The sequence below is a fragment of the Glaciimonas soli genome (assembly GCF_009497155.1).
In the GTDB taxonomy this organism is placed as follows: domain Bacteria; phylum Pseudomonadota; class Gammaproteobacteria; order Burkholderiales; family Burkholderiaceae_D; genus Glaciimonas; species Glaciimonas soli.
Map to the genome: position 1 here is coordinate 15185 of NZ_WINI01000009.1, position 13511 is coordinate 28695.

At 46.4% G+C, this 13511-nt stretch carries 14 protein-coding genes; 1 reads left to right on the forward strand and 13 read right to left on the reverse strand.

Features of this window, described 5'->3' with window-relative positions; translation table 11 throughout:
• The first annotated feature begins 172 nt into the window (after positions 1-172).
• Positions 173-2188, forward strand: coding sequence for a Shedu immune nuclease family protein (locus GEV47_RS16800; protein ID WP_153235955.1), 2016 nt, complete (start codon positions 173-175; stop codon positions 2186-2188).
• A 3-nt stretch (positions 2189-2191) separates the two neighbouring features.
• Here the strand turns inward: GEV47_RS16800 and GEV47_RS16805 are convergent, their stop codons facing one another.
• The 13 genes from GEV47_RS16805 to GEV47_RS16865 form a co-directional block, all read right to left on the reverse strand.
• On the reverse strand, positions 2192-2647 hold the full coding sequence (locus tag GEV47_RS16805; RefSeq protein WP_153235956.1) for a hypothetical protein: 456 nt from the start codon (positions 2645-2647) through the stop codon (positions 2192-2194).
• Entirely contained in the window at positions 2644-3273 is a 630-nt protein-coding gene (locus tag GEV47_RS16810) for a phage tail protein (RefSeq protein WP_153235957.1), read from the reverse strand. The genes GEV47_RS16805 and GEV47_RS16810 overlap by 4 nt, the downstream gene beginning before the upstream one ends.
• Positions 3273-3557, reverse strand: a complete 285-nt coding sequence (locus GEV47_RS16815) for a hypothetical protein (protein ID WP_153235958.1) — start codon at positions 3555-3557, stop codon at positions 3273-3275. The genes GEV47_RS16810 and GEV47_RS16815 overlap by 1 nt, the downstream gene beginning before the upstream one ends.
• Before the next feature lie 20 nt (positions 3558-3577).
• On the reverse strand, positions 3578-4585 hold the full coding sequence (locus tag GEV47_RS16820; RefSeq protein ID WP_153235959.1) for a major capsid protein: 1008 nt from the start codon (positions 4583-4585) through the stop codon (positions 3578-3580).
• A 42-nt stretch (positions 4586-4627) separates the two neighbouring features.
• Positions 4628-4993: a head decoration protein gene (locus GEV47_RS16825; protein ID WP_228124773.1), complete on the reverse strand. Its 366-nt coding sequence runs from the start codon at positions 4991-4993 to the stop codon at positions 4628-4630.
• Positions 4993-6009, reverse strand: coding sequence for a head maturation protease, ClpP-related (locus GEV47_RS16830; RefSeq protein WP_153235960.1), 1017 nt, complete (start codon positions 6007-6009; stop codon positions 4993-4995). The genes GEV47_RS16825 and GEV47_RS16830 overlap by 1 nt, the downstream gene beginning before the upstream one ends.
• 42 nt (positions 6010-6051) lie before the next feature.
• Positions 6052-6444 (reverse strand): chemotaxis protein, encoded by a 393-nt coding sequence (locus GEV47_RS16835; RefSeq protein WP_153235961.1) that lies wholly within the window; start codon positions 6442-6444, stop codon positions 6052-6054.
• Positions 6445-7920: a phage portal protein gene (locus tag GEV47_RS16840; RefSeq protein WP_153235962.1), complete on the reverse strand. Its 1476-nt coding sequence runs from the start codon at positions 7918-7920 to the stop codon at positions 6445-6447.
• Complete coding sequence (locus GEV47_RS16845) at positions 7920-8144, reverse strand: phage head-tail joining protein (protein ID WP_153235963.1); 225 nt, start codon at positions 8142-8144, stop codon at positions 7920-7922. Before GEV47_RS16845 ends, GEV47_RS16840 begins: the two co-directional genes overlap by 1 nt.
• A 156-nt stretch (positions 8145-8300) precedes the next feature.
• A complete protein-coding gene (locus GEV47_RS16850; RefSeq protein ID WP_153235964.1) occupies positions 8301-9494 on the reverse strand; it encodes a hypothetical protein in 1194 nt (397 codons plus the stop codon).
• Positions 9481-10509 carry a nucleoid-associated protein gene (locus tag GEV47_RS16855; protein WP_153235965.1) on the reverse strand — a complete coding sequence of 343 codons (1029 nt, stop codon included), beginning with the start codon at positions 10507-10509 and terminating at the stop codon, positions 9481-9483. Before GEV47_RS16855 ends, GEV47_RS16850 begins: the two co-directional genes overlap by 14 nt.
• An 80-nt stretch (positions 10510-10589) precedes the next feature.
• The gene (locus tag GEV47_RS16860; RefSeq protein ID WP_194270693.1) at positions 10590-12749 is read right to left on the reverse strand and encodes a phage terminase large subunit family protein; all 2160 of its coding nucleotides are present in this window, start codon (positions 12747-12749) and stop codon (positions 10590-10592) included.
• Positions 12742-13146 carry a DUF1441 family protein gene (locus tag GEV47_RS16865; protein ID WP_153235967.1) on the reverse strand — a complete coding sequence of 135 codons (405 nt, stop codon included), beginning with the start codon at positions 13144-13146 and terminating at the stop codon, positions 12742-12744. Before GEV47_RS16865 ends, GEV47_RS16860 begins: the two co-directional genes overlap by 8 nt.
• Positions 13147-13511 lie beyond the last annotated feature (365 nt).

Here is a 13511-nt window from a genome sequence, read left to right on the forward strand (position 1 = left end):
TTCTCCATCCATTTAATTAGATTGAGTGTGACGCAAGTTTAAGCGTGATCCCTGCGCTGGGATTTCGTCATATGAATTTTCAACTGATTAATGTCAGTTTTTCTAAACGCTATATTGGAATTTTTCACGCGATAATCGTTTATTATGTAAGAAAATTCACCGGGGGATAGGAATGCAAGTAGATATCGTTGGCCGTATCAATAATTTACAGCTACCTAGAACACAGCCTTACATTCCCATTTTTGAGTGCTTGGTCAACTCAATTGAAGCAATGGTTGACCTCCCTAAAACATATCCAAGCCGTATTGATGTAACTATTGATCACGATGTGCGTCAGCACAATATTCATGGTGTAGATGATGTTGCATCTTCGATTCAAAATATCACCGTCACAGATACAGGCATCGGATTTAATGACCAAAATTATCAGGCATTTTTTCTCTCTGACTCGACTAACAAAGTTGCTCGTGGCAACAAAGGGATTGGTCGTTTCACATGGCTTAAAGTTTTTGAAAATGCGCGTGTAGAAAGCAACTACTTGGATGGTGACGAATGGTCACAACGTGAATTTGATTTTCTCAAAACAAAGAGTGGTATCGAAAATGAAAAAGTAATTAAGGCAAAATCAAAGCAGTACCGAACCTCAGTAAAACTTCTTTCATTACGTTCGGAATATCAAAAACATTTTCCGAAAAACCTTGAGACTATTAGCCGAAAAATAATAGATCACCTTCTAATCTATTTCGTCTCTGGGGATTGCCCTCAAATATGGCTCCACGACAACTTAGGAAGTCAATCACTGAATGTGAATCAAGTATTTGCAGATGAAATTCGTTCATCTGTTACTGAACTCAATTTCACAGTTAAGGAATGGCCTTTTATTGCACGAATTGTTAAGTACCATTCGAGCGCATCCAAACAACATTCAGTCTCATACTGCGCTCATAGTAGAGAAGTGCTTTCGCAAAAAGCAAGCGCATTAGTGTCAGACCTGACCGTTAGATTAGTTGATGATGCAGGTGAGTCTTTCGTTTTTCTCACATACATCTCTGGTACTTATTTAGATGAAAATGTAAACTCAGAGCGAACAGCTTTTTTATTCATGCGTGATGATGATCTTGAATTTCCAGAAGAGCTCACTAAGCAAGATATATATGATGCTGTTGGTGAACAGCTTAAAAACGTTGCGGCCCCATATTTGGTAACTTTAAAAACCGAAAAACGTCGCAATGTAGAAAATTTTGTCGCTAGCAAAGCTCCAGAGTATCGTTTCATACTCAACAGTCGATATGAATCTCATTTGGATCGCGTAGCACCGCATTTGTCTGACGATGCATTGGATCTTGCTCTTTTCAAAGTGCAGCGAGAGATCGAAGTAGAACATAAAGAAGACGCAAAGCAGATCACCACTTTAGCATCCGATGCTACAACCGATTCTGAACAATACAACAATCTTTACGAAAGTTATTTATCTGCTGAAAATGAGTTAGGGAAAGCGGCACTCGCAAAATATGTGATTCATCGCCGCACCATTCTTGATTTACTAGATGACGCCTTAGAGATTCAGGAAAATGGTCGCTACGCTAAAGAAGAATTGGTTCACAAACTGATTTTCCCGATGCGTACAACATCTGACGATGTCGGCTTTTCAGAACAAAATTTATGGGTTATCGACGAACGATTAGCATTTCACTCACACCTCGCATCCGATTTACCAATTCGCAAATTGAAAGTTGTAAATTCTACCGATGGAGATGAGCCTGATATAGTGGTCTTTAATTCACCAACAGCATTTTCTGAGTCTGAAAGTGCTTTTCAATCAATTGTACTTGTCGAGTTTAAACGCCCAGAACGTAATGAATACCCACCTAACGACGAAGACCCTGTCGAACAGGTACTTCGATATGTACGAAAAATCAAAGATGGAGAAGCCAAAAGCCTTAAGGGTAAAACGATAAATTCACAGCAAATCCCATTCTACGCATACATCATTTGTAGCCTAACACCAAAAATGAAGCAAATCGCATCAGATCGTGATTTCACTCCGATGGCTGATAATGAGGGTTATTTTTTGTATCATAAGACGAGAGGCTGCTACATTGAAATTATGTCTTACGACAAAATGTTAAATGATGCGAAAAAACGAAACAGGGCTTTCTTCGATAAATTACAGATTTCGTGTAACTAATCTTCAAGGGTCTGTCAAATTTTCCACAAATTGCACATCAATCTCAATCACTGTAAACACGATTGCCGCACCATCCATCCGTGGGCCAATATCTCGGCCACGGTAAGTGACACGGCGCACCTTACCGCTTAGCTTGGCATCCTCTTTAAAAACAGCACGCTTGATATCTTTCAGGATGTCATGTGCCCTATCGTTCGGATGATATGGATCACACGCTGCGTAACCGCCTAATATATAACGCTGATTAATCGCCACATCAGTTAATCTGCCAGGCGTATCAGTCGGCGTATCGTCACCCTCAATCAGAATCGCACACGGAATATGGTGATCATCGATTTTGCGCCGACCACGAAACACGGCTTTACCGATATCAGTATGGTAACCATTGACAATCGTGATACTCGCTAACCGGTTCGATAACTCAATCGCAATATCACTGGCCTTGCTATAAATCGTCATCTGAATGCTTTCTGTAATTCACGTTCTGCTTGCACGATTAAGGCATCTTGTAGCTCTTGTTCGATATCTCCCACCATTGCATCGACACTGGTACGAAAGAGTTGATATACCGATGGACCGTAGCGGTGTTTAACTTCCCTGGTAGTGCGACTACGGGTAAACACACCGATACCATTGCCGTTATTAAGTGGCATCGTAAAACCGTTAGGAATCGCCTTGCGACCACCACGTGTCACCTCTACTGAAATACCCGCAGCTTTCATGCCTTTCGGTATACCACGGCTGGGATCGCCTTTGGCAATGCTCGGATGTTTAACGGGTTGTAGCAATTGTTTAGAGGCGTAATTGGCGAGTCGCGTATGACGATAGCGTGCGGCGATGATCGCTTTGGGGTTAAGCGGGTTGGTTGCCAGTCGTAGCTGCATACGGTCTTGCAGATAGGCGTCGGTCAGATTGATGTTGGCATTCATCCGTGGCCGCACCGTGTCATACGTATGTTTGGCTACTGTATTGACGGCTTGCAAGGATACTGTTGCGAGTTGTGCGCTGTCGAATTGGCCTAGCGACTGCGCCAGCCCAGTGATGCCGCTGGCGTCGATGGTGATATTAAATCTGCTGCTTGCCATCAGTTTTCCAATGAATTAGCCAATAAGGTGTAGCGTACCGAATAGCCATTGTCGGCGAACAGATGATCTAGTGTGTAATGATCTTCGCCGATTATCAGCGTATCGCCGACGACCGCTAGCAAGTCTTTGCTCAAGGTGACGACATCGCGTTCAACTATCATGTCATCTCCATAACCCGCCATTTGCACACCGCGCTCGACATTGGCGCGGCATGGCAGGTTTTGTCCATTTTTACTCTGATGCACCGCATCCTCACCTAGCTTGGCAAGGACACTATTGGTCATGGAGGTAAATACCGGCAACATTACGGTGCTGTGCCTTTGAACAATTTGATAATCGTTTGTGGTCGGGTGCAGATCGAAATCGGATTCGATTGCGCTTCAATCTCCACGCCTTTGTTCATCCGCATCGCTTCCTGTTTGGCGTAGTACGGCAAACCGTTGGTGTTGACCGTTTCCATGTAATCGGCTGGCGCGAAGTTGGTGATAAACAGATCAGGTACACCGCTTGGAATGAGGTAAGCAGTGTCAAGCTCGATGAAATCACGACCGGCGACATTGCCGCGATATTCTTCCCAATACACGCCAGCGAAGAAAAATCCCTTGCGTTGGTCTTCCCGTAAAAATTCACCGTTCAGGTAACGATCATAGGCTTTTTCGACTACCGGATGACCAACCAAAGCATCGAAGAAGCTGGCCGAACACAAGGCAGTCAGATCGCTATACATCAAGCCACCCAGCGCCTCTTCCAGTTTGCGTTTGGCCTCCACTGTCTTGATCCGTACCTTAGTGCTGTCACTGCCCAATGCCATCGCATGGGTGGTTTGTTTGACACCGAAGGTACTGAACATATCAGCCAGCACGGTGGCACCATCGGCATCCATCACTTGTCCCTTGATCGCACCGATACGCTGGTATTCCATCGTCACGTCGATATTGCGACGCGCTTTCGCGAGTTTTTTGTTGACCACAGTTTGTACTGATTGCACTTCGCTCTCGCTGCCGAATGCACGTAAATTCTGCACTTCGTCGGCAATCACACTCGCACGTTGTGGCAAGTGGATCGTGTTCAGTGAAATCAAGGTGCGCTTGTCGTTACCAATCGGCACACCTGGCGCACCACGTGCTGCCGACGGTACTAGCGATAAGGTCGTGCCTTCTTTTTCAATCGACACGGCTGTGGTGGTGATGCCCTCTTCTGAGAAGATACCCATTTGCCCTATCTTCATGGGCTGAAATGGCGTGTCGTTGATCGCCTTGGTCAGCGACTGAACACTAAAGGCGTCATCGTTAAAAATATCTAAGGTTGGCATGGTGGGATGTTCTTTCTGTTTCGATTTTTATATTTTTTTGGATTAGCGCACAACTATGCTGGTCGCCTGCAGTGCGGTAACGGCAGCTGCATCAATGCCGGTCAAGGCAATTGACATCACCTCGGCATTACGCACGATGAACACAGCTTTGTAGTCACCTGTGATCGCAGGCGTACTGTTGTACAAAACCGCACTGGCAACTTGCGCACCATCTTTGGCTTTCGCGTTGTAGGCAACGTATTTACCGGTATCCAGCTTTGCTACTACCGTACCTGATACCAGCGCGGTACCAGTCAAAGTAAGAATCCCTTCTTCACGGCTAATCGTGCCATTGCCTTCCGATAGTAAGAATTCGCCGACGTGATGACCTTCCTGCAAGGTCACGCTTTGCATACTTGGTGTTGCCATTATTTACTCCCAATAGTTAATCGACGCTTAGCCCAGATGTCAGCGGTGTTGACCAGCGCTGGGTTGCACTCTTGTGTGGGGGCGATACTCTTGGTCATGTGATGTAGTGCGGTATCGATATTGGTGCGTTCGTCTGCTACTGCCAATACCGTGCAAAGATGTGTTCGCACTTCATCCACTGTTTTATTGGCGCGTATCAGTTGATCAGCCGTATCAGGCTGTTTCGCCAAGATGCACAATGCTTTGATTTCGCTGGCGACGGCGATGATGGCCTGGACTTTGGCTAACGTGTCTACACTGGCATCTAATGCCCAATGTGCTGCGTGGGTAACGAAACCAGCAGCACTCGCCAGTGCGTGAATTTGTTCAACGAACGGCATGGCGGGTGTTGGCGGTGTAGCTACCACCGATACATTCTGCTTAGCTTGCATGAAGATCGCTCTGACGTTTTCTGGTAAGCGCTCTTGTGCAAAGCTGGCCTGTGCAGTAATGGCTGGTTCGATTACATCGGCAAACCCCATCTCTACACATTCGGCAGCTGTTAAATAACTTTCGGCTGCGAGTATAGCTTTGACCTCTTCTTCAGATTTACCGGAACGTGTGACATAGGTGGCGGTGAGACTGGCTCCGATTTTGTCTAGCACATCGGCGGTATCACGCATCGCTTCGGCATTGCCGTAGATACCGGCAATTGGGTTATGCAAGAACATGAAGGTGTTTTCTGGCATGACGATTTTATTGCCAGCCATCGCAATGTAACTAGCGGCAGATGCTGCTACCCCCATCACGCGGACGGTGACTTCTTTGCCAGAAGTTTTAAGTGCATTAAAAATTGCCAAGGCATCAAACACCGAACCACCGGGCGAATTGATTGACAAAGTGATGGCCTTGGCACTGACTTTATTGAGATCGTTGATAAAATCTTTGGCAGTCACGCCCCACATGCCGATTTCATCAAAAATGGAAATATCGGCAGTATCGGTGACGGCGTTATTGAAGGCGTACCAGGTGCGCATGTTGTGTCCCTAAATTGATTAGCGCTCATTGTGGCGATAACGTTAGGGATTACCCTGCGACGATTTTTCGTAACCCGTTTCGGAATGCCCCAAGTTGTGTCCTGCATTGATCTGGTCACGCAACTGTTTTACCTCTTCACGCAATGCCATCAGCTCGCCACGCATGTCGCCCATCATTTGCCACGCTTCATTGCGCTCTTTGGCAAACTGATCAGCACGCGCATCCGCAGAAATCCGGGCTGTGCGTTCCGATTCCAGCAATTGTTTATACAAATCAAGCGCACTGACTTTGCCCAGATCATCGGCACGGGCAGCCGCATCACTGGCGAGGTATTTGCGCAGGAAAATAAAGCAAGCGAACACAGCAGCGGCGATACTACCGATCACACCTGATGTGCCGCCCGGTACCACATCACCTAATTGATTCATGTCCATTTATTTTTGTTCCTTCTTGTCATCTGGCTTCTTAGCTGTTTGTGCTGTTAATTGCGACGCGTGCAAACCCAGTGCTTGCTCGCGCTGCATATCCCACTGCCGTTCATCGTCCACATGATCAGGATCGTCACCACGTTCACCGATGACGCTGGAACGCGAACGGAAACCGGCATCGACTTCCAGTTTTTTACCTTGCGGGTCTTGCACTGGATGGATGTGCTGCCAGCCGTGTGGCGCATGTTCTACGCGGATGACGTCAAGTATTTCGTTGGATGAAATTTTGCCAGCCAGTACCGCCGCTTCTGCCCACCATTCAATTACTGGCTGGCATAACATGGGAATCACGATCTGCCACTGGCGCTGTTCCGCCAGGCGGCGAAACTCATTGATCAGCACTCGCAAAGTACGGTCGCTCACTTCTTTGATATCACCGGAAAAGATTTCATATGGAATGCCAGAGGCTGCTGCGGTGCCCATATGCTGGGTGCGCATGTAATCGCTGTAGGTGGTACCGGCTTCTGGTGGATTGCTCCAGTTGATGTTTTCTCCGGGGTCTAGCTCTTGCATCATGCCGGGTTGCAGACCCGCCAATGGCGACGAGATTGTGCCTTCTATCGGCCTACCAGTGAGCGGATCAACGTCTGGGTCTAAGCCTTCTGGTAAAGAGCGGGAAATAAAACCGACGAAGAGATTAGAGAGCTTTTGGCGCTCAAGGACGGCATCATCGTAATCACCAATATTGCGCAGCCGTGCCAGTACCGAGGCCATCGCTGAAATACCGCGCAATTGACCTGGACGCTTCGGTTCAAACACGTGTTTCACCTGATCGGCAGGCACACGAATGAGCATGCTGGCGTCTATCGTTGCCCCCATCGCGCCATCGCCCGGGTGTGATTTATACATCCAATATGCCAGACGACGACCAGAAACACTTAATTCAATACCGCTACGAATACGATTTCCCGGCAATAGTCCCGGCCAGCTATCGGCATCCAACATCGGTACAAATTCAGCTTCGATTAACTGGATTTGCAAAGGTACTGCCAATTCCATATCAGGACGACGCGGACGACGACGTACAAATACCTCGCCCGATTCCAGCCAGGCACGTACTGCTAAGGTTTGTTGTCCGTAAAAATTAAGTATTCCATCGGCATCCGACTGTGCAACGAACTGTTGCCACAAATCGGTAAGTTCTTGCTTGCGTTGTTTGTTTTGGATGCGTTTAAAACGCGGGACAATGCCGATACCAATCAGATTGGTTGTCCACTTCTGAATACTGGATTCACCCGACCAGTCGTTGCGTGTGACATCACGAGAACGGTTGCGGATGTTTTGAATACCAGCGACGGCACGATTCGGGCCAGTCGATGGAGCCATCCAGCCACGCATGCGACGACCATTACCGGCAGCGTCGTAACGCGCTTGGGGTTGCAGCATTGTCGTAGCAACCTTGTGCTTAGATTTACGCGCCATCAGTCGTACCCACGGCCAACGTAATACAACATTGAGCGCTTACTGCGTACCGCACCACCAGCAACTGCTTGCTGGTTCACCAATTCTTGTTTGAGATTATCGCGTGCCTTGATCAGGCTTTCGGTGGTTTGATAGGTGACGCTTTGTCCACCCAGCGTGACTTGCCGCGTGCCGGATGCAATGGCAGCATTGAGACTATCAATATCGGATTGTGTTACCGCCATAAGTGTACCCGGTGTGATTTTTACTTGGGCACATCATGGGGATTTTACGGTGGGGATACCTGCGTGGAAATTTCGCATTTCAGTTAGTTGATATTTGCGTACAACCGATGCCTTTATGCGTGCGGGAGGATTACCATCCTGATTTATTAGCAGAGGTTAGGGCTGCGTGATTTTCGACTGTATAATTTTTGCGTAATGTTGCATCACCTCAATCGTTTTTTCCCATAAGGCGACAACATCAAAGGAATACCAGAGCAACACAATGCTGGTCACCACAAGTGAAATATAAACCAAATATTTCACATTTTTCAATAACTTTCTTTGATCAGAATATCTTTTATCGAGCTGTGTATACGCTTCTTGAAAGCGATACGCTACAGCTTGATGCCTACCGCTCATATCTGCCCACTGCTGCTCAATTTCCTGCTTCACCGCATCCAATGTATGTCGTTGATTACGAATAAGCATAACCATTAAGATAGTAAAAACCAGCGAACCCAGCCAAATTAATAAATTTTTTAACGACCATTTATGACTATCATCAAGCTGGCCGCCTGCTAAAATTAATGCTGCCGGAATTGCCAATAATTGATTCTGTATATCAGAAAAAACTTTGTTCAACTTGGTTGTTAAATCCAACTTCTCTTTTTCTACTTCGGCTTTAATTTTATGAAATGAGAACTCGGAAACATACAGCTCATAGCTTTTCCTAACTTCTTCAATGAACAAAGAATAACAATGCAATAACGATGCAAACGGAACCATTTTTGCACCTTTAAACATCTCTAGTAGTGCTGAACGTATAATCGTTTTCTTTTGCTCTGCATGAATGTCAGATTCAAAAAAATCTTGCTGAAATTGCGTTAAACCATCCAAACCACGCAAGTCACGCTCTACATAATCTGCCGTAAAAATAATTTTTTCTTTACCCAAAAATACGTACTGCTTATCACCACCATCATCAGCAATATGATCTGCAATAGTGCTGATTAATTTCAACAACTTTGATGTATCGAGATAGTTTTGAATAATAGCTGGCACTGCACTGTGATCTTTACCATAAAGATAATCTATCTCTGCAATATAGAATCGTTCAGGAATAGTGGCACGTCGCTCAGGCGTTGCCAATAAGTCAGCAATATGAATGAAAAATGGCGCTGAATTTAATGATGGGAGCGCAAATTCGATCTCCCTTTTGGCTTGATCGGTGTCAACGAGTAAATTGGCCTTCTCTAAAGTCGCTACTACGCTTAAAAAATCAAGCTCAGTCGGAACGATGACCTTAATGTCACGCTCATAAGCTGAACTCCGCTCTTTATAAAGCGAAATAGCAAGTTCAAGAGGATCCATCGCTGCTTGTATCACCTGTTGCATCCTTAATGTCGTTTGCGAGTTTTTGTGAAATATCTTTGATTGTCAGTATTTTCTTTTTCGCATCGTAATTCACTGCCCCAGTAAGCAAATCATTCGCCTCAAAACTGATCTTCACAGTGCCGAACTCACCCTGAATCCTCTTGTATCTACTAAACGTTTTCTTGTGTGGAGAAAATTGCTCATTAATTGTGTATTGCTTCTCTTTCACAAAATCCAAAAAAGATTGCGGCTCACCATTATTAATGATGGCTGATAACGTGATCAAGTTAACCGATTCATTTGCATTCCATTTGTTATCAAAGTGATCGTATGCGGCTCGGCGCACTTGTCGTGTTTGCTCCGGGGTAAACTCCTGTGATAAGCAATAAGCCTTTATTGCATCTAATGCTTGAGTAGTATGCGATTTTGAATCCGTGTAGTCGGTACAGGCCAGCGCATTGCGAAAGTACTGAGTGACGTCATCCGTTCGACTGCTGCGCTTAATGAAGGATAGATACGGCTGCTCGTTTGTCCGCCATTTTTCTATATCAATGCGAGCTGCTTCATGTAAGTGTTCAAGATCAAATGAAATTGAATCATTCAGCTCAAGAGTATTTTCATTAATCCCTGTACGTGATGTCAACTTCAGCATGACAACAAGTAACCAATCTCGCCCTTGATTGTCATATCGTAGGAATAACACATAACCACCATTAGATGCTGAAGATTTCTTCATTTCAATCGCAATTAAATGTGTAACTTCTTTGGTAAACACGACGGCGGTTGATTTTTTTTCATAGTACTTTTCCATTGCATGAGGAAAATAGTACACATCATCTGCACTCAATGTCCCATAGTTATTGGTGGTTTTTGCATAAATTTTTAATACGTCCTCACACAATTTTTTCAGTAGCTCATCAATGGGAAGAGTTTTGTCATTTGGTTGTTCTGTTACATCGGCTTTATGTTTTTCCTTTTTGATACCATGAATAACTGCCTCAATGATTTGCATGTCGCCCCTAGTTTTTGTATTTATGGAAATTAGCTAGGAAAGTACCATAAATGTAATGGCATATCAAAATTTGAAACATATCACCGGATATAAGGGGACATAGCCACCCTCCGCATACGACGCGCAGGCTGATCTGCGATCAGCACGTCACGTGCTGCAGCTTTCATTTCCCGCCGTTCTTCCATCGTCACAACTTCACTATTCACATCCAACAGTGCAGCCCAATGCGGCGCACGCTGCCAATTTTTGATCTTATCGACACCCAGCCGCAAACAGCCAGCACGTATCATGCGGCACAAATCGAAACTTTCGTTGCGTTTGCGTATTTTCTTCCAAATGCCATCTTTACCACGTACTTCGGCATTGAGTTCGTCAAAGAACGCTTGCGGTAACCAGCTCGGAAAATGAATGTAGTTGGCACCCGCATCTTTGCGTTTTAAGCCAGTGTCTACTGCATCGGATAGCAAGTTAGGATTGCAAACATACAAATCCACATCACCTGTTTCTTTGCCATGGCGGTTGCCGACTTTGGATAGTTTGATAATCGGCGCAGTTTTGCTGGATGCGCCTTTATAGAGCATGACGCGGCTGTACAAGCCATCCCGACGTAATCGGCGATACCATGCATAGGCTTTGTCTGTCACGCCATCTTCACCACCGGAATCGACAACCGTTAATTTGATGCGTAATTCTTTACCTTCGATGCTGGTGCGGTAGGTGCTGCGAATCACTTCTTCGGTGATGCGATCCCAGTCTTCGGCATAGGAGGCTGGATCAATCGGCGCATAGCCACTACCCATCCCTTCCCTGCGTGATTCGGTGATATTAAACCGGTTGACTAGCCATTGCTCAAAGTTTTCACCAACAGCATGTACTTGCACCACAAATCTGGCGTTGGTGCCGCCCTGCACATCGACAGAGGCAATTAAGAAGCGCGTTGCATCTGGCACGATGTAACGCGCTAACGATTTCTCTTTACGGTCAGCTGGGCCGAGTGCATTACGTGCGGCTTCTAATAAATGACGACTGGTGTACGGCAAACCCTGATCGGTGTTGACGGTGGTTTTAAGGGTGAGTTCGGAACCCGATAAGGCGTATTCGCGCAAGCCTTGCAGATGGCGTGTGACCAGTGATTTCCACGGTTGATAAGCTGCGGCCACACCGCCCAACCAGTAACCGGCGATGCTGGAAGTTAAGGCTGTACCGACCATTTCGTCATCACTGGTCAGATGTTGACCATCTTGCAGCCAACGCCCGCGCATGTTGAGTTCATGTTTGAATTTGCTCTGGATGATGCTGCCACAGTGTGGGCAAACCACACGCGTATATTCTTTTGCCAGCGCGTCGATATCGGCACTGCGCACCATATCGATCAGATCATCATCGGGTGGCAAGTGAAATAATTCCAAACCCGGTTTCGCTTCAAACCAGTCTGCACAATCAAAACACTTCCAGTACCAGCGGCGACGGTCACTGCGATTATAGATGCCGAGGATGCCGGAAGTTGGCGGCGCTTCGTGATTGGTGACGGCACGCCAGCCGGGGTCTTCCACATCGCGCCCCGGACTGGATTCCACCAGACACATGCCGCGACTTAAAAAGGTGGTGGTGCGCTTTAAGCCCAACGCAAAGCCAGAACCTTCTCCGTCGATGTCATCTGCCATACGGTCGTAATCGGTCAGAGCGACATAGCGATAATCAGACGACGACAATTGCGAAACCGTTGGCCAGCCTATACGTAGCCACATACCGTGCTTGAACATCTTGTCGTGCGTGTTGTCGTCTTGGCTGGAGCCGCTTTTGAGTGCAGCTAAATTAGGCGAATGACGCAAGGCACGGTCGATACGGGTTTTGCTGTACTCACGTGCTTTGTCTTGTGTCATTTGCACAAATAGCATGTCACCAGGATCGTTGGTGATCGCGTGTGACATCCAACCTTCCAACAAACCCAAGGTTTTACCGGTACGCGCTGGGCCAACGAAACACACCGCTTCGTGACGGCGGCTTGCCAGCATATCCATCGGCTCAACCATATATGGCGTTTCTTCTGCTGACCACGGGCCAACATAACCGCCAGGTTGTTTTATGAACAATGCTTCTTTGGCACCTTGGCTTACTGAAATGCGACGTGGCGGTTGCAAGGCCGTGTGCGGGCTGCAAATATCGGCGAGTGCGATGCTGTAGTGCTGATCAGGGTCATTGAACATATCACTGCGCACATCACTGATTGCGTTATTCATCGTCGCCACACATGATCTCGAATTCATTTGCCAAGTCTTGCAAAGCAGCGTCGATCTGACGACCAACCTCTTCGGCTACTTCTGGTGTGATACCGAGTTTACGTTCCAGATTATCGGGAACGGAGCGCAGCGTTTGTGCCAGCGATGCCAGAGCAGTTGCCGATGCCTGACGCACACCATTACGTGCCACATACTCACTTGATTTAATCTTGAATTCAAGTGTATTCAAGTCTGCTTTGATGGATTCGTTACGCGCCCGTGCTTCGTCGTAGTCGATGACGGTTTCTGGTTTTATATGGGTGTCGGATTTTCTGCCAGCGTTTCGGCGGGAACCGCCGTGCCCTCTATGAGAACTGCTGTTTTTGGCGTGATGAGCGGGAGCGTCTGGCAGTTCCATTTTGTCGGTTTATTGGCATAATCCGGCAGTGTAGTTGTTTATCGTTTAAATGTATATAATGCGTCTATTATGCTAAACAACTTGATTAATCAAGTTTCACTTTCAGCAAAACTCTCAACCACCGCGCTTCTTCGTCCCCGCACCCAAAGTTTACGTTGTCAGGGTCCCCGTCGTCAATAAATATCGTTCAGATTTCAAAAGAGTTTCGCTCTGTGCTGCAGGCTTCCCTTTAGCTAAGTAAATCAATGTTTCTTTATGCGTCAACATACGCTAAACACATTTAACTTATAACTTCTATATATTTAGTTTTTCGCTAAACGATATGCACGCTGTATCCATTGCACCACACATTGTTTACTTTCACT